Origin of the sequence: Capillimicrobium parvum (assembly GCF_021172045.1) — a bacterium.
GTDB lineage: Bacteria > Actinomycetota > Thermoleophilia > Solirubrobacterales > Solirubrobacteraceae > Capillimicrobium > Capillimicrobium parvum.
Genome location: NZ_CP087164.1, coordinates 5,127,424 through 5,150,019 on the forward strand (window position 1 = coordinate 5,127,424; position 22,596 = coordinate 5,150,019).

The 22,596-nt window shown below is 73.9% G+C and carries 22 protein-coding genes and 1 pseudogene; 10 read left to right on the forward strand and 13 right to left on the reverse strand.

What is annotated here, in order from left to right:
- The 3 genes from DSM104329_RS24980 to DSM104329_RS24990 are packed head-to-tail and all read left to right on the forward strand — an operon-like array spanning position 1 to position 3,688.
- Positions 1–2,958 (forward strand): molybdopterin-dependent oxidoreductase, encoded by a 2,958-nt coding sequence (locus tag DSM104329_RS24980; RefSeq protein WP_259312575.1) that lies wholly within the window; start codon positions 1–3, stop codon positions 2,956–2,958.
- Positions 2,955–3,338, forward strand: a complete 384-nt coding sequence (locus DSM104329_RS24985; RefSeq protein ID WP_259312576.1) for a YidH family protein — start codon at positions 2,955–2,957, stop codon at positions 3,336–3,338. Before DSM104329_RS24980 ends, DSM104329_RS24985 begins: the two co-directional genes overlap by 4 nt.
- The gene (locus DSM104329_RS24990; protein ID WP_259312577.1) at positions 3,338–3,688 is read left to right on the forward strand and encodes a DUF202 domain-containing protein; all 351 of its coding nucleotides are present in this window, start codon (positions 3,338–3,340) and stop codon (positions 3,686–3,688) included. Before DSM104329_RS24985 ends, DSM104329_RS24990 begins: the two co-directional genes overlap by 1 nt.
- Positions 3,689–3,715: 27 nt before the next feature.
- Here the strand turns inward: DSM104329_RS24990 and DSM104329_RS24995 are convergent, their stop codons facing one another.
- Complete coding sequence (locus tag DSM104329_RS24995) at positions 3,716–5,182, reverse strand: hydantoinase B/oxoprolinase family protein (protein WP_407655949.1); 1,467 nt, start codon at positions 5,180–5,182, stop codon at positions 3,716–3,718.
- An 82-nt stretch (positions 5,183–5,264) separates the two neighbouring features.
- Positions 5,265–6,113: pseudogene (locus DSM104329_RS29240) on the reverse strand (DJ-1/PfpI family protein); the annotation flags it as partial.
- Here DSM104329_RS29240 and DSM104329_RS25000 point away from each other — a divergent pair.
- Positions 6,112–6,939, forward strand: coding sequence for a class I SAM-dependent methyltransferase (locus DSM104329_RS25000; protein WP_259312579.1), 828 nt, complete (start codon positions 6,112–6,114; stop codon positions 6,937–6,939). The pseudogene DSM104329_RS29240 and the gene DSM104329_RS25000 overlap by 2 nt on opposite strands.
- 37 nt (positions 6,940–6,976) lie before the next feature.
- Here the strand turns inward: DSM104329_RS25000 and DSM104329_RS25005 are convergent, their stop codons facing one another.
- From DSM104329_RS25005 to DSM104329_RS25030, 6 genes are all read right to left on the reverse strand, one after another.
- Entirely contained in the window at positions 6,977–7,753 is a 777-nt protein-coding gene (locus tag DSM104329_RS25005; protein WP_259312580.1) for a sulfite exporter TauE/SafE family protein, read from the reverse strand.
- Positions 7,750–8,100 carry an ArsR/SmtB family transcription factor gene (locus DSM104329_RS25010; protein ID WP_259312581.1) on the reverse strand — a complete coding sequence of 117 codons (351 nt, stop codon included), beginning with the start codon at positions 8,098–8,100 and terminating at the stop codon, positions 7,750–7,752. Before DSM104329_RS25010 ends, DSM104329_RS25005 begins: the two co-directional genes overlap by 4 nt.
- Positions 8,097–9,215 (reverse strand): MBL fold metallo-hydrolase, encoded by a 1,119-nt coding sequence (locus DSM104329_RS25015; protein WP_259312582.1) that lies wholly within the window; start codon positions 9,213–9,215, stop codon positions 8,097–8,099. The genes DSM104329_RS25010 and DSM104329_RS25015 overlap by 4 nt, the downstream gene beginning before the upstream one ends.
- A 78-nt stretch (positions 9,216–9,293) precedes the next feature.
- Positions 9,294–9,659, reverse strand: coding sequence for an ArsR/SmtB family transcription factor (locus DSM104329_RS25020; RefSeq protein ID WP_259312583.1), 366 nt, complete (start codon positions 9,657–9,659; stop codon positions 9,294–9,296).
- Positions 9,660–9,678: 19 nt separating this feature from the next.
- Positions 9,679–11,787, reverse strand: a complete 2,109-nt coding sequence (locus DSM104329_RS25025) for an MMPL family transporter (RefSeq protein WP_259312584.1) — start codon at positions 11,785–11,787, stop codon at positions 9,679–9,681.
- A gap of 307 nt (positions 11,788–12,094) precedes the next feature.
- Positions 12,095–12,649, reverse strand: a complete 555-nt coding sequence (locus tag DSM104329_RS25030) for a methyltransferase family protein (protein WP_259312585.1) — start codon at positions 12,647–12,649, stop codon at positions 12,095–12,097.
- A gap of 228 nt (positions 12,650–12,877) precedes the next feature.
- On the opposite strand from DSM104329_RS25030, the gene DSM104329_RS25035 reads away from it, so the two are divergent.
- Both DSM104329_RS25035 and DSM104329_RS25040 read left to right on the forward strand, forming a co-directional pair.
- On the forward strand, positions 12,878–13,996 hold the full coding sequence (locus DSM104329_RS25035; protein ID WP_259312586.1) for a maleylacetate reductase: 1,119 nt from the start codon (positions 12,878–12,880) through the stop codon (positions 13,994–13,996).
- 14 nt (positions 13,997–14,010) lie between these two features.
- On the forward strand, positions 14,011–14,901 hold the full coding sequence (locus DSM104329_RS25040) for an intradiol ring-cleavage dioxygenase (protein WP_259312587.1): 891 nt from the start codon (positions 14,011–14,013) through the stop codon (positions 14,899–14,901).
- Here the strand turns inward: DSM104329_RS25040 and DSM104329_RS25045 are convergent.
- Positions 14,898–15,902 carry a LacI family DNA-binding transcriptional regulator gene (locus tag DSM104329_RS25045; RefSeq protein ID WP_259312588.1) on the reverse strand — a complete coding sequence of 335 codons (1,005 nt, stop codon included), beginning with the start codon at positions 15,900–15,902 and terminating at the stop codon, positions 14,898–14,900. The genes DSM104329_RS25040 and DSM104329_RS25045 overlap by 4 nt on opposite strands.
- A gap of 56 nt (positions 15,903–15,958) precedes the next feature.
- On the opposite strand from DSM104329_RS25045, the gene hisD reads away from it, so the two are divergent.
- Both hisD and DSM104329_RS25055 read left to right on the forward strand, forming a co-directional pair.
- Positions 15,959–17,254 (forward strand): histidinol dehydrogenase, encoded by a 1,296-nt coding sequence (gene hisD / locus DSM104329_RS25050; protein ID WP_259312589.1) that lies wholly within the window; start codon positions 15,959–15,961, stop codon positions 17,252–17,254.
- On the forward strand, positions 17,251–18,012 hold the full coding sequence (locus DSM104329_RS25055; protein ID WP_259312590.1) for an SDR family NAD(P)-dependent oxidoreductase: 762 nt from the start codon (positions 17,251–17,253) through the stop codon (positions 18,010–18,012). Before hisD ends, DSM104329_RS25055 begins: the two co-directional genes overlap by 4 nt.
- A gap of 1 nt (position 18,013) precedes the next feature.
- Here DSM104329_RS25055 and DSM104329_RS25060 read toward each other — a convergent pair whose 3' ends face one another.
- Both DSM104329_RS25060 and DSM104329_RS25065 read right to left on the reverse strand, forming a co-directional pair.
- Positions 18,014–18,829, reverse strand: a complete 816-nt coding sequence (locus DSM104329_RS25060) for an IclR family transcriptional regulator domain-containing protein (RefSeq protein WP_259312591.1) — start codon at positions 18,827–18,829, stop codon at positions 18,014–18,016.
- A 13-nt stretch (positions 18,830–18,842) separates the two neighbouring features.
- Positions 18,843–20,507 (reverse strand): FAD-binding oxidoreductase, encoded by a 1,665-nt coding sequence (locus DSM104329_RS25065; protein WP_259312592.1) that lies wholly within the window; start codon positions 20,505–20,507, stop codon positions 18,843–18,845.
- A 60-nt stretch (positions 20,508–20,567) separates the two neighbouring features.
- Here DSM104329_RS25065 and DSM104329_RS25070 point away from each other — a divergent pair, with 60 nt between their 5' ends.
- Positions 20,568–21,281: a lysophospholipid acyltransferase family protein gene (locus tag DSM104329_RS25070; RefSeq protein WP_259312593.1), complete on the forward strand. Its 714-nt coding sequence runs from the start codon at positions 20,568–20,570 to the stop codon at positions 21,279–21,281.
- On the opposite strand, the gene DSM104329_RS25075 is transcribed toward DSM104329_RS25070, so the two are convergent.
- Together DSM104329_RS25075 and DSM104329_RS25080 are read right to left on the reverse strand one after the other, a co-directional pair.
- Positions 21,267–21,731 (reverse strand): universal stress protein, encoded by a 465-nt coding sequence (locus tag DSM104329_RS25075; RefSeq protein WP_259312594.1) that lies wholly within the window; start codon positions 21,729–21,731, stop codon positions 21,267–21,269. The two genes, DSM104329_RS25070 and DSM104329_RS25075, sit on opposite strands and share 15 nt — an antisense overlap.
- A gap of 2 nt (positions 21,732–21,733) precedes the next feature.
- Positions 21,734–22,027, reverse strand: a complete 294-nt coding sequence (locus DSM104329_RS25080) for a DUF3817 domain-containing protein (RefSeq protein WP_259312595.1) — start codon at positions 22,025–22,027, stop codon at positions 21,734–21,736.
- 104 nt (positions 22,028–22,131) lie between these two features.
- Between DSM104329_RS25080 and DSM104329_RS25085 the strand changes: the two genes are divergently transcribed.
- The gene (locus DSM104329_RS25085; RefSeq protein ID WP_259312596.1) at positions 22,132–22,530 is read left to right on the forward strand and encodes a hypothetical protein; all 399 of its coding nucleotides are present in this window, start codon (positions 22,132–22,134) and stop codon (positions 22,528–22,530) included.
- Positions 22,531–22,596 lie beyond the last annotated feature (66 nt).

Below are 22,596 nucleotides of genomic sequence, written 5' to 3' on the forward strand. Positions count from 1 at the left end.
ATGGCCGGAGGAACCGATCGCACGGGCGCGCGGCGCGCCACCGGACACGGACCGCACGACGGCGAGCTGCGCGCGCATCCGCCCGCGGACCGGTGGGACTCGTGGACCGAGAACGACGCGGCGGCCTGGCCGCGCAAGGTTCAGCGGGAGTACACACTGGTGCCGACGGTGTGCTTCAACTGCGAGTCGGCGTGCGGCCTGCTGGCCTACGTGGAGAAGGACACGCTGGAGATCCGCAAGCTCGAGGGCAATCCCGCGCACCCGGGCAGCCGCGGGCGCAACTGCGCCAAGGGGCCGGCGACGCTCAACCAGATCAACGACCCCGAGCGCATCCTGTACCCGCTGCGCCGGACCGGCGAGCGCGGGGGCGGCGGCTGGGAGCGCGTGAGCTGGGACCATGTGCTCGACACGTTCGCCGAGCGCCTGAACCGGGCGTTCTCGGCCGGGCGCCCGAACGACGTCTGCTACTTCGTCGGCCGGCCGGGCGAGGACGGGTTCGCCGACCGCTTCCTGGAGACCTGGGGCTGCGACGGCCACAACTCGCACACCAACGTGTGCTCGTCGGGCGGCCGGGCGGGCTACGGGTTCTGGCAGGGCACCGACCGTCCCTCGCCCGACTACGCCAACGCGCGGTTCATCCTGCTGTGCTCCGCGCACTTGGAGTCCGGGCACTACTTCAACCCGCACGCCCAGCGGCTCGTCGAGGCGCAGCAGCGTGGCGCGAAGATCGCGGTCATCGACCCGCGCCTGTCGAACACGGCGACCCGCGCCGACTACTGGCTGGCGACCTGGCCCGGCACCGAGGGGGCGCTGCTGCTGGCCATCGCGCGCGTCCTGCTCGAGGAGGACCGCTTCGACCGCGAGTTCGTGCGCCGTTGGGTGAACTGGCGCACGTACCTGAACCACCGCGCGCCGGGCGCCGAGCCGACGTTCGCGAACTTCGTGGCCGAGCTCAAGCGCGAGGTCGCGCGCTACACCCCCGAGTTCGCCGAGCAGGAGACCGGCGTGCCCGCCGCGACCGTCGTCGCGGTGGCGCGCGAGATCGCCGCGGCGGGCACCGCGTTCTGCTCGCACATCTGGCGCGCCGCGGCGGCCGGCAACCTGCACGGCTGGCAGATCACCCGCAGCCTGTGGCTGCTCAACGTGCTGACCGGCGCGGTCGGCACCGAGGGCGGGGTGTCGCCCAACGCGTGGAACAAGTTCATCCCCCAGCCCTGGCGCAAGCCGCCGCCCCACACGCAGTGGAACGAGCTGAGCTGGCCGCGCGAGTACCCGCTCGCCCACAACGAGATGAGCATCCTGTTCCCGCACTTCCTGCACGACGAGCGCGGCCACCAGGACACCCTGTTCACCCGCGTGCTCAACCCGGTGTGGACGTTCCCCGACGGCTACTCATGGCTGCGCGCGCTGCGCGACCCCGGCAAGGTCGCCATGCACGCGGCGCTCACACCGACCTGGTCGGAGACCGCGTGGTGGGCGGACTACGTGCTGCCGATGGGCCACGGCCCCGAACGCCACGACACCCACTCCTACGAGACGCACTCCGGACGCTGGCTCGGCTTCCGCCAGCCCGTGCGACGCGTCGCGATGCAGCGCATGGGCCGCCAGGTCGAGTTCACCTACGAGGCCAACCCCGGCGAGGTGTGGGAGGAGGGCGAGTTCTGGATCGAGCTGTCCTGGCGCGCCGACCCCGACGGCAGCCTGGGCATCCGCCGCTACTACGAGTCGCCCTACCGCCCCGGCGAGAAGATCACGCTGGAGGAGTACTACCGCTGGATGTTCGAGAACTCGGTGCCCGGCCTGCCCGCCAAGGCGGCCGCCGAGGGCCTCGACCCGCTCGGCTACATGCGCAAGTACGGCGTCGTCGAGATCTCCACCGAGGACTACGACCAGCACCAAGCCGAGGTGACCGACCTCGACGACACCGAGGTCCGCGGCACCGAGGACGTCGTCACCAAGCGCACGCTGAACGGCGACCACCTGCCGCTCACCGGCCGCCCCGACACGGTCGCCACCCTCGTCGACGGCGTCGCACGGCGCGGCTTCAACTCGCCGTCGCGCAAGCTCGAGCTGTACTCCGAGACCCTCGCCGAATGGGGCTGGCCCGAACAGGCCACACCGGCCTACGTGCGCAGCCACGTCCACCACTCGCTCATCGACCACGAGCACGGCGAGTACGTCCTGCTGCCGACCTACCGCCTGCCGACGATGATCCACTCCCGCTCGGGCAACGCCAAGTACCTCAACGAGCTCTCCCACACCCACCCCCTGCTCGTCTGCCCCGAGGACGCCGAGCGCATCGGCCTGCACACCGGCGCCCTCGCGCGCGTGGAGACCGAGATCGGCTGGTTCGTCATCAAGACCCTCGTGACCGAGGGCATCCGCCCCGGCGTCGTCGCCGCCAGCCACCACATGGGCCGCTGGCGCCTCAAGGAGACCGACGGCGGGTCGCGCTGGTCGACCGCGCTCGTCGACCTCACCGAGAACGCCGACGAGCTCTTCATCCGCCGCCTCCACGGCGTCGAGCCCTGGACGTCGACCGACGCCAGCTCCTCACGCGTCTGGTGGAGCGACGCCGGCGTGCACCAGAACATCACCTTCCCGGTGCACCCCGACCCGATCAGCGGCATGCACTGCTGGCACCAGAAGGTCCGCGTCCGCCCCGCCGAGCCCGACGACCAGTACTCCGACATCTACGTCGACTTCGCCCGCGCCCGCGCCGTCTACCGCAAATGGCTCGCCCTCACCCGCCCCGCGACCGGCGAGCTACGCCGCCCGATCTGGCTGTTCCGGCCCGTCAAGCCCACCCTCTCCGCCTACACCCTCCCCCACGACGACCGCACCCGCGCGCTGCGCGAAGCAGCCGCCCGCACCCAACCCGCGCACCCCGACGCGTTCGCCGACCTCATCGACTGGGACCCCGCACACACCTGGGGCCCCCTCGAGCCCGGCCGGTGAGCGCCCCCGACTCAGCCGAGCGACGAAGCTCCGCCTCACCGCTGCAGAGCGTCGGCGAGGAGCCCGACCCCCGCTTCACGCTCGCCAACGAACGCACCTTCCTGGCCTGGATCCGCACCGCCCTCGCGCTCGTCGCCGCCGGCCTCGCCGTCGTGGAGCTCCTGCACTCCCAGCGCCTGGGCGTGCGCCTCGCGATCGGGATCCCGCTGATGCTGCTCGGGGCGCTCATCTCCCTACGCACCTACGGCCGCTGGGAGGCGATCGAACGGGCCCTGCGGCTCCGCCGGCCGCTGCCGTACTCCAAGCTCCCGCGCTGGCTCGGCCCGGCGGTCGCCGCGATCACCGTCGCCACCTGCATCCTGATCGTCGCGCGCGTCTGATGGCCCGCCGCGGCGAACCCGCGCTCTTCGACGCCGGCCTCCAGCTCGAGCGCACCCACCTCGCCTGGAGCCGCACCGCGCTGGCGATCGCCGTCAACGCGATCCTGGTGGGCCGGCTCAGCCGGCACGTCCACCCACACGGCGTCGGGCTGGCCGTCGCTCTCGCCCTCGCCGTCCTGGCCGCGGCCACGTGGTGGCACGGCCGAAGCGCCTACGCCCCCCGGTCCGCCGCGCTGCACGCGGGCGTGCCGGCGCTGCAGCCGCGCGTCCATCTCGTCCTCGCGAGAGCCACGACGATCCTGCTGTTCGCCGTCACGGCCCTGGCGCTCAGCGCGCTGGTGGCGCGGTGAGCGGCTCGTCGGCGGTCCCGGCGACCGTCACGCCCCGGCCCTCCCGCCCTCACGCAGTGCGCGCGTCGCCTCGTCGTCGACGGCCAGCGTGTCGTCATCCACGGTGCCGGTGAGGACCACGCCGTACACGTCGCGCGCGCGCTGCACCGTCTCGTAGCCCTCGCGGACGTCGCGCAGGACGCGCCGCGGATCCCGCTCGTGCGGCGGCCCGTAGCCGCCGCCGCCGTTGTCGATGGCCCGCACCCGCTGACCCGCCTCGAGCACGGTCTGGACGACGCCGGGCAGCCGCGACTCGGTCCCGTCGGGCTCGACGAGGAACGTCGCGCCCGCGACGCCCGCCTCGCCGCCGTGCACCCCGGCGGGCGGGTGGACCTGCCCGTCGGCCATCACGGCGAGGTCCATCGCGTCGAACCGCGGGCCGAACACGACCTCCTCGCCGGGCGCTCCCCGGAAGCGCCCCGCGCCGCCGGAGCCGGGGAGCATGCGAACGGCGTCGACCTGGATCGGGTACTTCGTCTCGAGGACCTCGACGCTGTCGCGCAGCAGCATCGCGTGCCCGCCGGTCGAGCCCGAGTTGACCCAGCCGTCGACGCGCGGCGCCGCGGGTCCCCCGGCGAAGCCCGTGAACAGCTGGTTGACGTACGGCGTGCCCCCGTAGCGGCGGTCCTTGCCGGCGATGACGCCCCAGCCGGCCGACATCCCGAGGCCGGACTGCGCCAGCCCGTGACCGTCGCCGAGCTTGGCGAACGCCCCGTGCACCGCGATGCTCAGCCGGCACAGCAGGTTCGTGGTCGCCACCGACGTGCTGTGGGGGAACGCCGGCCGGCCGATCGCCGCGCCGTCGCGCATCGTGATCTCGATGCGCCGGAAGCTGCCCTCGTTGATGGGCACCCGCTCCGGGATGCAGTTGAGCACGCCCTGGACGGCGCCGATGCGCGACGTCGTCTCGGTCAGGTTGAGCCCACAGTCCAGGCAGTCGCCGTTGTCGGTCAGGTCGACGCGGATCATCGCCTCGGCGGGGTCGACCTCGAGCTTGACGCGCACGCGGAAGCCGTCGGGGAGCACGCCGTCGATCGGGTCGTGCCAGACCTCCTCCGTGACGACGCCCGCGGGCAGGCGCCGGATCGCGTCCGCCATCATCGTCTCGCCGTAGTCCGTCCACCACGACAGGTGATGCAGGACGGACTCCACGCCGTACTTCCCGCAGACCTCCTTCAGCCGCCGTTCGGCCAGGCGCGCCGCGCCGACCTGCGCGAGGTAGTCGCCGTACCACTGGTCCGGGACGCGGATGCGGCGCCGGCACATGCGGATGATGTCGTCGATGTCGCGGTAGTCGCGCTGGACCTGCGTGGCCGTGAAGATCAGCGCGCCCTCGTTGTAGACGTCGCGGGCCGTCGGCATGTACGTCGACGGCAGGCTGTTGCCGATGTCGGCCTGGTGCGCGAGCACGCACACGGTGAACCGGTGCACCCCCTCGATGAACACGGGCACCATCGCCACGACGTCCGCGGCGTACGGTCCGGGCGATCTCCTCGATCGACATCGCGCTCGACTCGAGCAGCGGCAGGGAGGCGAGCACGCGCTGCTCGAGGATCCAGTCCCCCGGGCTGCGGCCGGTCGCCGCCACGAAGCGACGGGTGAACGTCCGCGGCGCCATGTGCACCTCGCGCGCCAGCTCCTCGATCGACAGCCGGGTGTCGAGCCGCTCGAGGATGCGCTCCATCAGCGCCGCGACCCCGTCGTCCCGGTTCTGCGCCGGTACCGGATGCTCGATGAACTGGGCCTGGCCGCCGGCGCGATGCGGCGCAACGACCATCCTCCGCGCGACCGAGTTGGCCACCGCGGCGCCGTGGTCGCAGCGGACGATGTGCAGGCACAGGTCGATGCCGGCGGCGCTGCCCGCGGACGTCAGGACACGCCCCTCGTCGACGTACAGGGTGCGCGGGTTCACGCGCACGCGCGGAAAGCGCTGCGCCAGCCGATCGGCGTACTGCCAGTGGGTGACCGCCTCGCGCCCGTCGAGGAGCCCCGACGCCGCCACCCAGAAGGCCCCGAGACAGAGGCCGACGATCCTCGTGCCGTTCTCCTCGGCGGCGACGAGCGCCTCGACCAGCGCGTCGGGCGGATCGGCCTCGACGTCGGGGCACCCCGGGACGATGATCGTGCCGGCCTCGGCGAGCGCGTCCAGACCCCGGTCCGTGGCGATCGTGAAACCGCCGACGCTGCGGACCGGCCCGTCGGTGATCGAGCACGCGAACAGCTCGTACTCCGGGTCGAGCACGCCTGGGCGCGCCGCGCCGAACACGCGGGGATTGTCCCAGCTGGCGGGCCCGGCGCAAGTCCATCTTGTGGACTCGACCGGACGTGGTGCGCGCGGCAGGCTCGCGGTGTCTCTCCCAACGCTCCTGGAGGTCCTCCGCACCATGTCCACCGACACCACCACCGAGGCCGTCACCGCGCTCAAGCGACAGCATCGCGACACGTGGGCCGACGGCGACTACCCCGCCGTCGCCGAGCACATCGCCGAGACGCCGCCCGCCGCGGTGCTCGAGGCGGTCGACGTCGAGGGCCGGCGCCTGCTCGACGTCGCCACCGGCACGGGCAACCTGGCCATCGAGGCCGCCGCCGCCGGCGCGATCGTGACCGGCCTCGACCTGGTCGACGAGCTGCTCGACGTGGCGCGCGACCGCGCCGAGGAGCGCGGCCTGGCCGTCGAGTGGATCGAGGGCGACGCCGAGGCCCTGCCGTTCGCCGACGACCGCTTCGACGTCGTCGCCTCGATCTTCGGCGTGCAGTTCGCGCCCCGCAGCGAGGTCGTCGCGCGCGAGCTCGTCCGCGTGTGCCGTCCGGGCGGCACCATCGTGCTCGTCAACTGGACGCCGGGCGGGCTGATCGGCCGGCTCTTCCAGACGATGAGCCGGCACATGCCGCCGCCGCCCCCGTTCGTGACGCCGCCGCCCATGTGGGGCGACGAGGCGCACCTGCGCGAACTGTTCGGCGCCGTGGGCAACGTGCAGCTCACCTACGCGATGAACGCGTTCGCCTTCGACTCGCTCGACGGCTACATGGACTTCTTCGAGGCCAACTACGGGCCGACGAAGCGCGCGAAGGAGAAGCTGGAGGCCGAGGGCCGCTGGGACGCGCTGCGCGATGACCTGCGCGCGCTCTACGCGTCGCTGAACACGGCCGCCGACGGGACGCTGCACATCGACGCCGAGTTCGTGGTGTGCCGCGTGCAGCTGGCGGACTGAGCCGGCGCCCGCGGCTCCTCGATGCGGGCGCGGTCCGTCAGGCTCCCGGCGGGCCGCCCAGGGCCAGCACGTCGACGAGCAGGAAGACCCCGACGGCGGCCACGACGACGGCGAACGCGCGGCCGAGGACGGCGTGCGGCAGGCGCCGGCCGATCGACGTGCCGAACACCGCGCCCGCGGCGGTCGCGAGCGCGAGCTCCGCGGTGATGCCGACGTCCATGCGCGCGCCGCCGACGAGATGGCTCGCCAGCGCGGCCACGCCGGTGAGCGTGATGATGACCAGCGAGGTCGCGACGGCGCGACGGAACGGGACGCCGAGCCAGAGGGTGAGGACCGGCACGATCATGAAGCCGCCGCCGACGCCGAAGAACCCGGTCAGCAGGCCGACCCCGGCCCCGGCGATCGCGGCGCGGGCGTACGGGATGTGCGGACAGGCCGGCCGATCGTCGGTGTGCCCGGCCGACGCCCGCTGCCACGTCGCGCCGGCGGCGATCGCCATGACCGGCACGAAGGACAGGATGAGAACGCGCGGGCTGACCGCGTCGTTGGCGAGCGTGCCCACGATGGACGCGGCCGCCGCGGGCGCGCTGAACGCGAGCGCGACGGTCCAGCACACATGGCCGTGGCGAGCGAGCGAGCCGGCGCCGACGGCCGCCGCCACCGCGACGACGACGAGCGAGGCGGTCGAGGCGGGGCCCACAGGCTGGTCGAGCAGGTAGACGAGCACGGGCAGCGCGAGGATGGCGCCGCCGCCGCCGACCGCGCCGACGATCAGACCGATCGCGACGCCCAGCGGGATCGCCAGCGCGATCATCCGGCGGCGGTGCCGCCCACGAGCGCCGTGAGCTCGGCCAGCTGCGCCTGCAGGCTGCCGCACACCTGCTCGCACAGCTCATAGACCCCGGGATCGCTGACGGCGTAGCGCACGCTCGTGCCGACCTTCCGGCGCGAGACGATGCCGGCGCCGTGCAGCACGCCGAGGTGCTTGGAGACGTTCTGCTGACCGGCGCCGAGCAGCTCGGTCAGCTCCTGGACGGATCGCTCGCCGTCGCGTAGGGCGTCGAGCAGCCGCAACCGGGTCGGATCGCCGATCGCGCGCAGCCGGCCGGCGATCATCTCGGCGAGCTCGAGCGGGATGGGGCGGGGCAGCGACGTGCTCATCGGGTCGCGCAGCTGTTGCCGCCGGACTCGAGATCGGGGTCGACGGCGGTGCGGCCGGCGTTGGCGTCGATGACGGCGGCGTAGTTGGCCGGGCGAGGTGGCATGCCCTGCAGGATGTGCTCGGCGAACTCGTCGGAGTCGGCGATCGACAGCTCGGCGACCCTGGCGCGCACGTCGCCCAACCGGGGGGCGACCGCGCCGGTGCGGACCACGGCGTGGTCGTGGCCGGGCAGCAGGACGACGTCGTCGCCGAGCGCCAGGACGCGCTCGTGCAAGGTGGTGTGGAGCGTCCGCGCCATCACGCGGGCGCCGTCGGGGTCGCCGCGCTCGAGGTCCGGGCGCGCGAGCCCGTCGGCGAACAGGGAGTCGCCGGAGAGGAGGACCCGGCCGGCCAGGAGCAGCCCGGTCATGTCGGTGGTGTGCCCGGGGAGGGCGATCGCGGTCACGTCGATGCCGCCGATCGTGAGCACGTCCCCGTCGCGCACGGCCTGCACCTCGTCGGCGTAGGCGACGCCGCGGTCGATCGACGCCTGCGGCATGTGCAGCGCCGCGCCCGCGCTCGCGGCCAGCTCGCGCGCGCCCGAGAGGTGGTCGGCGTGCAGGTGGGTGTCGAAGACGGCGACGATGCGCGCGCCCAGCTCGTCGGCGACGTCGCGGTAGAAGGCGGCGTCCGGCGCCGGGTCGACGACGAGCGCCTCACCGCCGGCGGCCAGGACGTAGGAGAGGCAGCCGCGGCCGGGGCGTTGGACCTGGCGCACCTGGAGCCCTTCGACGCCGAGGTCGACGGGCACCGCGCGCAGCACGTGCAACCAGCCGCGCATGCCGCCGTCGAGGATCTGGGGCGCCTCCATGCCGGCGGCGCACAGCGCCTCGGCGACGCCGCGCGCGGAGAGGCCGCGGTGGCAGACGACGACGGTGTCGGCGGCCAGCTCGGCGGCGAGCGCGCCCGCCGCCTCGGTCGCCTCGCCCGCGGGCACGTGCCGGAGGCGGGCGGCGGCGGCCTCGATGGGGGCATCGGCATCGGCGCGTACGTCGAGCACGGCGGTCGGTTCGCCCGCGACCAGGCGCGCGAGCAGCGCCCGGGGAGCGATGGTGGTCGGAGCGGCGATTTTCATACTTGCACAATACCACAACTGTACAGTTGTGAAACGAAGCCCTGCCGAGCGAGACCGTGGCCAGCAGGCGGCTCGCCGCTACCCTGCGCGGCGGGCCGGTGTCACCGGCCCGGCCCCCTCGACCAGCGCGGTCAGCTCGGCGAACTGGGCGTGCAGGCTGCCGCACACCTGCTCGCACAGCTCGTAGACCGTCTTGTCCGCGACGGCGTAGAACGCGCTCGTGCCCTCCTTGCGGCGCGAGACGATGCCGGCGGCGTGCAGCACCCCGAGATGCTTGGACGCGTTCTGCTGGCTCGTGCCCAGCGCTTCGGTGAGCTGCTGGACCGACTGCTCGCCGTCGCGCAGGACGTCGAGCAGCCGGATGCGGGTCGGATCGCCGATCACGCGCAGGCGCGCGGCGATGAGCTCGGCCAGCTCGGCAGGGATCGGTCGCGGCAGGTTCATCGCGGCCCTGGATCTTGCCTCACGCGTGCCCGAAGCGGACGTCGGGCAGGACGCGGTGCATCCAGCGCGGCGACCACCACGCCCAGTGCCCCAGCAGCCGCAGCAGCACCGGGAGCAGAAGCAGCCGGACGAGCGCCGCGTCGAGGAGCACGGCGATCCCGAGGATCACGCCCATCTCCTTGGGCGGCAGCGGGCCGCTCAGCGCGAAGGTGAAGAACACCGCGACCATGACGGCCGCGGCGGCGAAGATCACCCGGCCGGAATGCGCCATCGCGCCGACCATCGCCTCGCGTGGGTCGTGCGAGCGGTCCCAGTGCTCCTTCGCCGACGACAGCAGAAACACCGTGTAGTCCATGGAGATCGCGAAGATCATCGCGAAGAAGAACACGGGCCCCCACGCGTCGAGGAAGCCCTGCGCCTCGAAGCCGAGCAGGCCCGCCAGGTGCCCGTCCTGGAAGACGAGCTTGGCCACGCCGAACGCGGCGCCGGTCGCCAGCAGGTTCGTCGCCACGCCCACGGCGGCGATGATCGGCGCCTGCAGGGCCACGAGGAGCAGCAGGAACCCGAGGCCGAGCACGACGCCAATCACGAGCGGCGTGCGGTCGGCGAGCACCTGCTCGAGATCGTGGTTCTCGGCCACCGCCCCGCCGACGAGCGCACCGGGCGGCAGGTCCGCGCGCAGGCGGTCGACCGTCGCGCCCATCTGCTTGCTCGACGGGTCGGTCCTGGCGATCGCCTGGATCAGCGCCGTGCCACCGGCGCCGCGCTGGACGGGCATGACCTGGGCGATCGCCGGATCGGCCTGGGCCACCGCGGCCGCCTTCGCCGCCTCGCCGGCGGGCGCGACGATCTGCAGCGGCCCGGTGGCCCCGGGGCCGAAGGCGCGCTGGACCGCCTCGTAGCCCTGGCGCGAGCCGTCGCCCTGAGGCACGACCTTGATCGACGGCATGCCGGTGTCGAGATGCAGCACCGGAGTCGCCAGTACGACGAGGACGGCGAGCGCCGCGAGGCCATACCCCCACGGACGCCGCCACAGGCGCTCGCCCCACGCGGCGAACCGGGCCGACCGGTGCTCGCCCGACCGGACCCAGGGCAGCGAGAGCTTGTCGACGCGCGGGCCGAGCTTGGCGAGCACGGCGGGCAGCAGCGTCAGCGTGGCCGCCAGGACGAAGATGACCGAGAGCATGATCCCGAGCGCCATCGAGCGAAACGCGGGACTGGGGACGAGCATCACCGCGCTCAGGGAGATGAGGACCGTCGCGCCGCTGAACAGGACGGCCTGGCCGGCGGTGTCCATCGTCTCGCTGACCGCCTCCTCGGCGCTCAGGCCGCTGCCGAAGAACGCGCCGCGGAAGCGCATCACCACGAACAGCGCGTAGTCGATCCCCAGCGCCAGCGCGAACATCAGCGCGAAGTTCATGGCCCAGATCGAGATGTCGAGCAGCTGGGTACCGAGGTACAGCGAGCCCGCCGCGGTGACCAGGCCGACGATGGTGAGCATGAGCGGCAGGCCGGCGGCGACGAGCGAGCCGAACGCGAGCACGAGGATGGCCAGCGTGACCGGCCAGGAGATCAGCTCGGACTTCATCATCGCCGTCTTGTTGGCCTCGTTGAAGTCCGACCACATCCCGGATGCGCCGGTCAGGTCGACCCGCACGGCGTCGGTGCCGAGCGCGGCGAGCTCGGTCTTGAGGTCGTCGGCGGCGCGCACCATCTCGTTCGCGTTCCTGGCCGCGCCGGCCTGGATGACGGCGGTGTGCCCGTCACGGGAGATCGACACGCCCGCCTGCGGCGCGACGACGGTGGTCACCGCCTCGCTGCGCCCCAGCGCCTGCTCGGCGCGCGTGACGGTCTGGCGGAAGGCCGGGTCGCCCGCCGTCTGGGAGGCCGAGTGCACGACGACCATGAGCGCGTAGCTCGACAGGCCCTGGAAGTTGCGGTCGACCAGGTCCCGCGCCTGGACGGACTCCGAGCCCGTCGCCTCCCAGCCGGCGCCGGAGAGCGCGTGCTCGACGCGCGGAGCGAGGAAGCCGAGCCCGATCGCGAGGACGATCCACACGATGGCGACCGCGCGCACGTGCGTCGCGGTCCAGTGGCCGAGCCGGCCGATGGGTCCGAGGGCGCTCACCACGCCACCTCCTTCGAGTTCATGCGCTCAACCGTATCACAACTGTGTAGTTGTGTAGCGGTTAAGCGTGATCCTCGCTGGAACCCTGGCCGTACGGCAGGCGGGCCGGCCCCACGTCCTCGCTCAGCAGCAGCAGCGTGCCGCCACACCGCCGGCACTCGCCGGGCGGCTCGTCACGCACCGTGAACCACTTGGTGGCGCACGTGTCGCATCGGAAGCGCCGCTCCATCCCTGAGAGCATCGGGTCCGCGACGCGCGCGGTCGTCCGTGGTCTTCCGCGACCCGGCGCGGAGAAGGTCGGACGGAACTACGTGACGGGCACGAATGGCAGGGACGGCGTGCGCGAGCGCCAGCGCTCGTACTCGTCCCCGAACGACACGGCCAGGCCGCGCGCCTCGAGCCGGCCGAGGAGCGCGACGAAGGCCACGAAGATCGCGACCAGCGCGAGCGAGATCAGCGACCGGCCGGCGATCGCGACGCCGAGCAGCATGAGCGCCCAGCCGGCGTTCTGCGGCTGGCGCATGAAGCCGTACGGGCCGCCGGTGACGAGCCGGCGCGCGCGGAGGCCCTCGAAGTCGCCCTGGTTGACGAGCGCGCGCGTCGCCCAGGCGAAGAGCGCGAACCCGGCGACGATCACCAGGCCGCCGGCGATGAACGCCACCGACTTGGGAATGGCGTCGACCCGACCGGTCTCGACGTATGCGGCGGTGACGACGGTGTCGGCGTGGACGAGGTAGACGAACCACACGCCGATCGCCGCCGGCCCCGACATGACGCCGACCCGCTCCTCGCGGCCGAGCACCGCGAGGACGAGCGCGGCGAGCAGGAGGAAGACGACGAAGGTGCCGATGACGGATTCCACGGACCCCCAGGCTAGGCCAGTCGGCCATCGGCGACGGCACCCCGCACCCGCACCCCGCACCGGCACCCCGCACCCGCACCCCGCACCCGCACCCGCACCCGCACCCGCACCCCGCACCCGCACCCGCACCGGCACGCGCACCGGCACCGGCACCGGCGCCGGCGCCGGCGCGAGGATGAGGCGCTCGGCTTGACAACCCACGCGCGAGCCGACCACACTGCCGTTCGCATGTCGCCACACATTTCGCCCAGCGAAAACACGGTCGGGTCGTTCGTCTACGACGCGCTGCCCGGGAGGGTCGTGTTCGGGAGCGGGGCGAGCACCGGGCGGCTGGCCGCGGAGGTCGAGCGCCTCGGCTGCGAGCGCGTGCTGGTGGTCGCGGCCGAGCCCGAGCGCGAGCTGGCGCGCCGGCTCGTCGCGCCGCTGGGCGACCGGGTCGCCGCGACGTTCGAGGAGGTGCGCGCGCACGTGCCGGTCGAGGTCGCGCAGCGCGCCCGGGCGGCCGCGCGCGACGCGCGCGCCGACGGGCTGCTGTGCATCGGCGGCGGTTCGACGACCGGGACCGCCAAGGCGATCGCGCTCGAGCAGCCGCTGCCGATCGTCGCCGTCCCGACGACGTACGCCGGGTCGGAGATGACGCCGGTGTGGGGCCTGACCGAGGGCCGGCGCAAGACGACCGGGCGGGACGCCGCCGTGCAGCCGGCCGTCGTCGTCTACGACCCCGAGCTCACGCTCACCCTGCCGCCGGAGATCAGCGGCCCGAGCGCGATGAACGCGATGGCCCACTGCGTCGAGGCGTTCTACGCGCCCGGGGCCAACCCGATCACCAGCCTGATGGCCGAGGAGGGCATCCGCGCCCTGGCCCGCGGCGTCCCGGTCGCCGTCGAGCGGCCCGGCGACCTCGACGGCCGGGCCGACACGCTCTACGGCGCCTATCTCGCCGGCGCGGCGTTCGCCGTCGCCGGCTCCGGCCTGCACCACAAGATCTGCCACGCGCTCGGGGGCGCGTTCGACCTGCCCCACGCTCAGACCCACACGATCGTGCTGCCGCACGTCGTCGCCTACAACGCCCCGGCGATGCCGGCGATCGCCGAGCGCCTCGACCGCGTCCTCGGCGAGCGGGGGGATCCCGCCGCCGCGCTCTACGACCTCGCGGCCGGGATCGGCGCGCCCATGGCGCTCGCCGACGTCGGCCTGCCCGCCGGCGGCATCGACGAGGTGCTCGAGCCCATCCTCGCCGTGGTGCCGCCGAGCAACCCGCGCCCGGTCGACGCCGACGGGCTGCGCGCCGTGCTGGCCGGCGCGGCCGCCGGCGTGCGGCCGTCGGCGGCGATCCTGAACCGATGAAGGAGCCGAGACGCATGACCGAGCAGGCCGAGCGACGCAACCTGTCCGACACCGAGCTCACCGACGCGGTGCTCACGAGCTTCGCCACGAGCGGCGACGCCCGCTTCCGCCGGATCGCCGAGAGCCTCGTGCGCCACCTCCATGCGTTCGCCGCCGACGTACAGCTCACCGAGGAGGAGTGGTTCGCCGGCATCGACTTCCTGACCCGCACGGGCCACATCACCGACGACAAGCGTCAGGAGGTCGTGCTGCTCTCCGACGTGCTCGGCCTGTCGATGCAGGTCATCGGCATCAACCACCGCCACCCCGGCGGCGCCACCGAGTCGACCGTGTTCGGGCCGTTCTTCGTCGCGGGCTCCCCCGCGTTCGCCAACGGCGACGACATCGCCGCGGGCGCGCCCGGTCAGCCGTGCTGGATGCAGGGGCGCGTCGTCTCGACCGACGGCACACCGATCCCCGACGCGCTCATCGAGGTCTGGCAGGCCGACGAGGACGGCTTCTACGACGTGCAGATCGCCGACCTCGACGCCGTCCGCGGCCGCGGCCACCTGCGCTCCGCCGACGACGGCCGCTTCTGGTTCTGGTCGGTCCTGCCCGAGGCCTACCCGATTCCGGACGACGGCCCGGTGGGCGACCTGCTCAAGGCGGCCGGCCGCAGCCCGATGCGTCCCGCGCACGTGCACTTCAAGATCGACGCGCCGGGCTACGCGACGCTCATCACCCACGTCTTCGTCGAAGGCGACCAGTACCTCGACACCGACGCGGTCTTCGGGGTCAAGAGCTCCCTGATCGCGCCGTTCGAGCGTCACGAGGGCGGCAGCGCCACGCCGGACGGGCGCGAGCTCGACGGCCCGTGGTACTCGATGCAGTACGACATGGTGCTCGCGCCGGCGCCCGCGCGTTAGGCCCGCGCCGGCGCGCCGTGCGAGCCGCGCGGCACGAGCTCGACCGGGACCCGCACGCGGCGCGGCGGGCGCCCCGGATCGTCGATCCGGTCGAGCAGGAGGCGGATCGCGGCGCCGCTCATGGCCGCTAGGTCCTGGCGCACGGTCGTCAGGCGGAACACCTCCCAGGCGGCCATCGCGATGTCGTCGAAGCCGACGATCGTGAGCCGGTCCGGGACCGGGATCCCGAGCGCGCGCGCCGCGTTGAGCGCGCCGACCGCGACGACGTCGTTGCCGCAGAAGACGGCGCTGGGCGGATGGGGCGCCGCCATCAGGCTCGCCAGCCCCTCGTGGCCCGTGGCCGTCGAGAACGGGCCGCGACGCACCCGCGCATCGGCGAGCGCGATGCCCCGCTGTGCCAGGCCGGCGCGCAGGCCGGCCTCGCGGTCGCGGCCGGTGCTCGTGTCCGCCGGGCCGAGGATCGCGCCGATCTCGGTGTGCCCGAGGCCGGCGAGCAGCGTCGCCACCTCGCGTCCTCCGCCGGCGTTGTCGCTCTCGCAGGCGTCGGCGGCGTCGCCGCCGGCCGTCCGGTTGAACTGCACCACCGGCAGCCCGCGGTCCGCGAGCGCGCCGGGCAGCGCCGAGCCCACGAGCGTCGTGGTGAGGATGGCGGCGTCGACCGCGCCGTCGAGCAGCTGCTCGGCGGCGAACGGCCGGCCGGGCAGGTCGGTGTGGACGACGGCCCGCCGGCCGGCCGCGTCGAGCGCGGCGTGCAGGTGCAGGATCGCCTCGCTGTAGAACGGGTTGCCGAGGTCGCGGACCACGACGGCGACCTGGCCCGTGGCCCGCGTCGACAGGCTGCGGCCGCGCCGGCTCGGCACGTAGGCGAGCGCGCCCGCGGCCTCGCGCACCCGGCGGATCGTGTCAGGCGCCACGCGCGGATCGCCTCGTAGCGCGCGCGAGACCGTGGGCTGCGAGACGCCCGCGAGCGCCGCGACGTCATGGCTGGTCGGGGCCCGCACGGGGCGTCACCCTACCCGATCGCCTGGGGCGTTGCATACGTATGTAAGATTCGCGGATGATCGCCGCCGACGACGTTCGCTACCTCAAGTCCCCCGGCCCCCCGACGCCGGAGGCGGGCGCCGAGATCCGCCGCCGGGTCGAGGAGATCCTGGCCGACATCGAGGCGGGCGGCGCCGACGCCGTGCGCCGCTGGTCGCGCGACCTCGACGGCTGGGATCCGCCGAGCTTCGTCGCCACCGAGCAGGACGTCGAGCGGGCGGCCGCGCAGCTCGATCCCGCGCTCCGCGACCACATCGCCTTCGCCCAGCGCCAGGTCCGCGGCTTCGCCGAGGCCCAGCGCGCCACGCTGACCGACCTGCGCGTCGAGCCCCTGCCCGGCGTCGTGCTCGGGCACCGCCACATCCCGGTCGGCTCGGTCGGCGCCTACGTCCCCGGCGGGCGCTATCCGATGCTCGCATCGTCGTTCATGACGGTCCTCGTCGCCAAGGCCGCCGGCGTGCCCCAGGTCATCGCCTGCGCGCCGCCGCAGCGCGAGGGCGGCATCCACCCCGCGATGCTGCACGCGATGGCGACCTCGGGCGCGGACGCGGTCGTCTGCCTCGGCGGCGTCCAGGCCCTCGCGGCGCTGGCCTTCGGCCTGATCGACGACCTGCCGGCGGTCGACATGCTCGTCGGGGCCGGCAACGCCTACGTCGCCGAGGCCAAGCGGCAGCTGTTCGGGCGGGTCGGCATCGACCTGCTCGCGGGCCCGACCGAGGTGCTCGTCGTGGCCGACGGGACCGCCGACCCGCGCATCGTCGCCGCCGACGTCCTCGGCCAGGCCGAGCACGGGCCGACCTCGCCCGCCGGCGTGATCGCCATCGGCGAGGACGTCGCGCGCGCGGTCGCGGGCCAGATCGAGTCGCTGCTGCAGACATGGCCGACCGCGGAGATCGCCGGGCAGGCGTGGCGCGACCACGGCTGGATCGCGATCGTCGACTCCGACGACCAGGCCATCGCGCTCGCCGACGAGGCCGCGAACGAGCACCTCGAGATCCAGGTCGACGACGCCAAGCTCGACGACTACCTCGCCCGCCTGCGCAACTACGGCTCGCTCTTCCTCGGCGCCCAGGCGACCGTGGCCTACGGCGACAAGGGCGTCGGGACCAACCACGTCCTGCCGACCGCGCGGGCCGCGCGCTACACCGGCGGCCTGTGGGTGGGCAAGTTCCTGAAGACGTGCACGTGGCAGCGGCTGACGCCGGAGGGCACGCGCGCGGTGGCGCCGGCGATCGAGGCGATCTGCGCGGCCGAGCACATGGAGGGCCACGGGCTGACCGCGACCATGCGCCTGGAGCGCGCACGGGCATGAGCGCGTGGTCGCTCGACGGGCGCGTCGCGCTCGTCACGGGCGCGGGGCGGGGGCTCGGACGGGGCATCGCCCTCGAGCTCGCTCGCGCCGGCGCCCACGTCGCGTGCGTGGCCCGGACGGCGGCCGACCTCGACGAGGTCGTCGCGGCGATCGCGGCCGAGGGGGGCCGCGCGCTCGCCCACCCCGCCGACGTGACCGACGAGGATGCGGCCGCCGCCGCGGTCGCCGCCGCGGAGGAGCTGGGCGACCTGCGCGTCGTCGTCACCGCCGCCGGGACCAACCGGCCGGGCCCCGCCCGCGACTACCCGATGGCCGACTGGGACGCCCTGTTCGCCGTCAACGTCCGGGCCACGTTCCTCGCGTGCCGCGCCGCCGGCGACTCGATGCTGCGCCGCGGCGTGCCCGGCAGCATCGTCACGCTCTCCTCGCAGATGGGCGCCGTCGGCTATCCGGGCCGCGTCGCGTACTGCGCGACCAAGCACGCCGTCGAGGGCATGACGAAGGCGCTCGCCGTCGAGTGGGGGCGCGCTGGGGTGCGCGTCAACGCGGTGGCGCCGACGTTCGTCGAGACGCCGATGACGGCGCCGTTCTTCGCGGACCCCGGGTTCCGGGAGGAGATCCTCGAGCGCCGTCTGCCGAGCGGCCGCCTCGCCACGATCGACGACGTCGCCCACGCCGCCCGCTACCTCGCGTGCGACGCGTCGGCCAGCGTCACCGGCCACATGCTGCGCGTCGACGGCGGCTGGACCGCCTGGTGAGCTACGGCGCGAGGCGCAGGACCGGCGGCTCCTGGCGGCGCCGCAGGGCCGCCGAGATCTCGTCCGCGCCGTCGAGCAGACCGGGCAGCAGGCGCTCGTGCACCTCGGCCGCCGAGACGCGCCCGCTCGACGTGCAGAGGTTGAGCGCGGCGAAGACGCGGCCGTCCGCGCCGCGCACGGGCGCCGCGACGGAGCGCAGGCCGATCTCGAGCTCCTCGTCGACCAGCGCCCAGCCCTGACGCCGCACCCGCGTAAGCTCGCGGCGCAGCGCCGCCGGCTCGCGGATCGTGTGCTCGGTCAGCGGCGCGAGGGCCGCCGTGGCCAGGAACCGCTCGAGCTCGGCCTCCGGAAGGTCGGCCAGCAGCACCCGGCCCATCGCGGTGGCGTGCGCGGGCAGACGGCCGCCGACCTGCAGGTTCATCGTCATGATCCGGCGGGTCGTGGCGCGCGCGACCGCGACGACGTCCGGCAGGTCGAGCGTCGCGGCCGTGCACGTCTCGCCCGCGCGGCCGGCCACGTCCTGCATCACCGGCTGGGCGATCTCCCAGAGGTCCAGCGACGAGAGGTACGACCAGCCGAGCGAGAGGACGCGCGGCGTCAGCGAGAAGCGCCGCTCCTCGCAGCGCACGAAGCCGAGCTCCTCCAGCGTCAGCAGGATCCGGCGGGCGGTGGCCGGGGTCAGGCCCGTCATCCGGGCGACCTCGCTGAGCGTCATGCGGGGGTGCTCGCGCGAGAACGCGGCGACGACCGTCAGGCCGCGCTCGAGCGACTGCAGTCCGGTGCCGCGCCGGGGCGCGGAGGCGTCGACGCTCGCCATCGCGCGGACGATTCTACGTCCGGACGACGATCTTGCCGGGGTTCAGGTTGCCGCCCGGGTCGACCCCATCGAACAGCGCGCGCACCATCGCCACGCCCGGCGCGGAGATGTCCTGCTCGAGCCACTGCGCGTGCTCCGTACCGACCGCGTGGTGGTGGGAGAGCGTCGCGCCGTTGTCGACGAACGCCTGCTGGATCGCGCCCTTGACGACGTCGTACTCCTCGAGGGGCTCGCGCGCCCCCGACGGCTTGAACGCGAACGTGAAGTACAGGCACGCGCCCGAGTGATACGAGTGCGACAGGTGGCACATGATGTAGCCAGTGATGCCGAGTCGGGCGAACGCCGCGCGCGCGTCGGCCATCACGTTGTCGTAGAGACGCGGCAGCGCGCCCCACGGTGCCGAGGTCTCCGACACGTCGGCGAGCGTGCCGCGGTCCAGGAGGAAGTCGCGGATGTACGGCGTGTCGAACTTCTTCTGGTCGTAGAGCTCGCCCGGGCTCGCGCCGATGCACAGGCCGCCGTGCTCCTTGACGATCCGGCCGACCGCCCTGCGCTGCGCGGCGACGCGTTCCTCCGAGCCCTCGTAGCCGACGAACGACAGGCACATCTGCTCGGCGTCGATGCCGAGCCGGCGCAGGGCCAGCTGCAGCGCGCGCGACTTGACCTGGTCGAACGCGGTCGGCGCCTTGCGGGTGGCGAAGGAGAACTGCGTCTCGGGGGCGTCGGACACGCGCGTGACCGACGGCGTCACCTCCGCCTCGGCGAGCGCGCGCATCGCCTCCAGGGCGCGCGGCCAGTCGGGCAGGAGGTAGCCGAGGATGACCCGCTGCGCAGGCAGCGCGTGGACGTGGATCGTCGCCTCGGTGATGATGCCGAGCCGGCCCTCGCTGCCGAGCACCATCTCGCGCACGCTCGGGCCGGTCGACGTGCTCGGGACCGGGCGCGTGACGAGCGTGCCGGCCGGCGTGACGACGCGCACCGCGCGCGTGAGGTCGGCGACGTCGCCGTACTTGTCGGACTGCATGCCCGACGATCGCGTGGCGATCCAGCCGCCGAGCGTCGAGTGGGTGAAGCTGTCGGGGAAGTGGCCCGCGGTCCAGCCGTGGGCGTGCAGCTGCTCCTCGAGGTGCGGGCCGAACACGCCCGCCTGCACGCGCGCCAGGCGCGACTCGGCGTCGATCTCGAGCAGCCGGTCCAGGCGGCCGAGGTCGAGCGAGACGATCGTGCGCTCCTCGACGGCGGGCGCCTCGAGGCTGCCCGAGATGTTCGTGCCGCCGCCGAACGGGATGACGACTGCGTCCGCGTCCAGGGCGGCGCGCAGGATGCCGGCGACCGCCGCCTCGTCGCCGGGGCGCACGACGACGTCGGGCACCCGGCCGACGTCGCCGGTGCGGTGGCGGACGAGGTCGCGCAGCGCCTTGCCGCGCGCGTGGACCACTCGGTCGTGCGGGTCCACCGAGACGTGGTCGACGCCGGCCGCCGCGCGCAGGGCGGCGAGCAGCGTCGCGTCGACCTTCGGCTCCGGGACGTCGACCGTCGAGAAGGGCACGGGCGGCTCGCCCGGCTGCGCGACGTCGACGTCGAGCGCGCGCTGGATGAACGGCCGCAGCCCCGGCTTGTCCTCGTGCGTGAACGCGACGTCCTCGCGCCCCCAGCCCCACCATTTCATCGCGTCCATGGCGACAGCCTCGCAAATGCGTGAAACCGGTCGCCGCCCGCGGTGTTCGGCATGCCGAGGATGAGAGGCCAGATCAACCGCTGCGCGCAGCTCGACGTCCCATGGGCCCGGTGCCGGACGGCCCGGGTGCTGCGCGAGACGATCCAGCGCTTCGTGCTGTCGCCGATCCTCACGTACTACACGCGGCGCGGCCGGGCGGGCACCGAGCGCTTCGCGCGCATCGAGCCGCCGGTGGTGTTCGTCGCCAACCACCGCAGCCACCTCGACACGCCGATCATCCTGCGCGCGCTGCCCTGGAAGTGGCGCCACCGCACCGCGGTCGCCGCGGCGGCGGACTACTTCTACCGCGACCGGCGCATCGCCCGGCTCGTGTCGCTCGTCTTCAACACGGTGCCGGTGCAGCGCCAGGGCGGCGGCGTCGGGGACCTCGAACACGTCGAGCGCCTGCTGGCCGAGCGCTGGAACCTGCTCGTCTACCCGGACGGCACGCGGGTGCGCGAGGGGTCCGGCGGGCGGCTGCGCACGGGCGCGGCGGTCCTCGCCGCGCGCCACGGCCTGGCGATCCTGCCGATCCACCTCAGCGGGACGGGCGCAGCGATGCCGCCCGGGCAGGCGTGGCCGCGGCGGCGGCTCTGGCGCCGGCGCCATCCGGTGCGCGTCGTGTTCGGCGAGCCGATCCATGCGGCGAGCCCGGACGACCGCCACGACGCGATCGACCGGGTCCAGGCGTTCTTCGACGCCGAGGACCTCGTGGTGGCGTCAGGCGGGCGCTGAGGGCACGACGACGACCGGGCGGCGGGCGTGGTGCACGACGCCGCTCGAGACGCTGCCCATCAGCGCCGACTTCACGGCCGAGCGCCCCCGGCTGCCGACGACGAGCGCGGCGGCGTCGTGCTCGTCGGCGGCGCGCAGCAGCGCGTTCACGACAGGACCGGCGGTGCCGACCGGACACGGTTCCGCGGCGAGGCCGGCCTCCCGAGCGAGGCTCGCGCCCTGCTCGGCAAGCGCGCGGGCCGCGTCCCCGGCCTCGGCGTCGAGCTTGGCCTCCCCCTCGCGGACGACCGAAGCGGGAAGGGCGGCGAGGCCCGCCGCGGCCCCGCCGACGAGCGGCGGCCAGACGACAACGACGAGCGCCCGGCGGCCGGGGAACAGCGCCGCCGCCTGGACGATCGCCTGGCCGGCGTCCGCGGAGCCGTCGTAGCCGACGACGATCGGGCGGTCCATGCTCAGGCCGTCCGCGGCGGCGTGCGCAGGAACCTCCAGTCGACGACGTAGCCGCCGAAGGGCAGCACCGCGCCGATCAGGACGAGGACCGTGGTACCTGCGCTCCAGCCGGCGATCTCGCGGGCGAGGAGCGTGAGGACGACGTAGGCGAGAAAGAGCGCGCCGTGGATGGGGCCGAGGATCGACACCCCGGTCTCCCCCTGGCCGTCGTGCTTGAAGTAGGCGGCGACGAGGAGGGCGAGGAAGCTGGTGGCTTCGGCGAAGGCGACGTAGCGAAGGAGGCGAAGGGCGGTCATCGGCGCTGAAGCTACCGACTCGGATCTCCGGTGCGACCTCCCAACCTGCGCGCGGATCCGGCGTTCTCCTCTGCGACCACATGCGATTCAGGAGGAACCGCCATATGCGCAAGACCTTGCTGGCGCTTGCGGGCGCCACGGCGCTGTGCGCGTCGACCGGCACCGCGCTCGCCACCGGAAGCTCCGGTCACGGACCGGACCATCCGCCCGGGAAGGACCGGCCGAACGCGGCGCAGACGTGCAAGGCCCAGCGCACGGAACTCGGCGTCGCCGCGTTCCGCCAGCTCTACGGGACGAACGCGAACAAGGCCAACGCGTTCGCGCGCTGCGTGGCCAAGACGAAGGCGATGACCCAGCAGGAGCGCGAGGACGTGAGCAACGCCGCGCGAGCCTGCCGGGACGAGTGGAAGGCCGACGCTGCGGCATTCGCCCAGAAGTACGGGACGAACGCCAACAAGCGCAACGCCTTCGGCAAGTGTGTCTCCGCGAAGAGGACGACCTAGCGGACCAGGCCTGAGCGGTCGGCCGGCGTAAGACCCAGGGGGGCGCCCGCCGGTGCAGACCGCTTG

Excerpts from the sequence above, each read along its gene's own strand:
- DSM104329_RS25065 (WP_259312592.1), bottom strand. The coding sequence starts at position 20,507 with ATGGACGCGATGAAATGGTGGGGCTGGGGGCGCGAGGACGTCGCGTTC.
- DSM104329_RS25010 (WP_259312581.1), bottom strand. The coding sequence starts at position 8,100 with ATGAGCACGTCGCTGCCCCGCCCCATCCCGCTCGAGCTCGCCGAGATG.
- DSM104329_RS25070 (WP_259312593.1), top strand. The coding sequence starts at position 20,568 with ATGAGAGGCCAGATCAACCGCTGCGCGCAGCTCGACGTCCCATGGGCC.
- DSM104329_RS25020 (WP_259312583.1), bottom strand. The coding sequence starts at position 9,659 with ATGAACCTGCCGCGACCGATCCCTGCCGAGCTGGCCGAGCTCATCGCC.
- DSM104329_RS25060 (WP_259312591.1), bottom strand. The coding sequence starts at position 18,829 with ATGGCGAGCGTCGACGCCTCCGCGCCCCGGCGCGGCACCGGACTGCAG.
- DSM104329_RS24980 (WP_259312575.1), top strand. The coding sequence starts at position 1 with ATGGCCGGAGGAACCGATCGCACGGGCGCGCGGCGCGCCACCGGACAC.
- DSM104329_RS24995 (WP_407655949.1), bottom strand. The coding sequence starts at position 5,182 with ATGGTGCCCGTGTTCATCGAGGGGGTGCACCGGTTCACCGTGTGCGTG.
- DSM104329_RS25085 (WP_259312596.1), top strand. The coding sequence starts at position 22,132 with ATGCGCAAGACCTTGCTGGCGCTTGCGGGCGCCACGGCGCTGTGCGCG.
- DSM104329_RS25015 (WP_259312582.1), bottom strand. The coding sequence starts at position 9,215 with ATGAAAATCGCCGCTCCGACCACCATCGCTCCCCGGGCGCTGCTCGCG.
- hisD (WP_259312589.1), top strand. The coding sequence starts at position 15,959 with ATGATCGCCGCCGACGACGTTCGCTACCTCAAGTCCCCCGGCCCCCCG.
- DSM104329_RS25055 (WP_259312590.1), top strand. The coding sequence starts at position 17,251 with ATGAGCGCGTGGTCGCTCGACGGGCGCGTCGCGCTCGTCACGGGCGCG.
- DSM104329_RS25035 (WP_259312586.1), top strand. The coding sequence starts at position 12,878 with ATGTCGCCACACATTTCGCCCAGCGAAAACACGGTCGGGTCGTTCGTC.
- DSM104329_RS25005 (WP_259312580.1), bottom strand. The coding sequence starts at position 7,753 with ATGATCGCGCTGGCGATCCCGCTGGGCGTCGCGATCGGTCTGATCGTC.
- DSM104329_RS25080 (WP_259312595.1), bottom strand. The coding sequence starts at position 22,027 with ATGACCGCCCTTCGCCTCCTTCGCTACGTCGCCTTCGCCGAAGCCACC.
- DSM104329_RS25040 (WP_259312587.1), top strand. The coding sequence starts at position 14,011 with ATGACCGAGCAGGCCGAGCGACGCAACCTGTCCGACACCGAGCTCACC.
- DSM104329_RS25075 (WP_259312594.1), bottom strand. The coding sequence starts at position 21,731 with ATGGACCGCCCGATCGTCGTCGGCTACGACGGCTCCGCGGACGCCGGC.
- DSM104329_RS25000 (WP_259312579.1), top strand. The coding sequence starts at position 6,112 with ATGTCCACCGACACCACCACCGAGGCCGTCACCGCGCTCAAGCGACAG.
- DSM104329_RS24990 (WP_259312577.1), top strand. The coding sequence starts at position 3,338 with ATGGCCCGCCGCGGCGAACCCGCGCTCTTCGACGCCGGCCTCCAGCTC.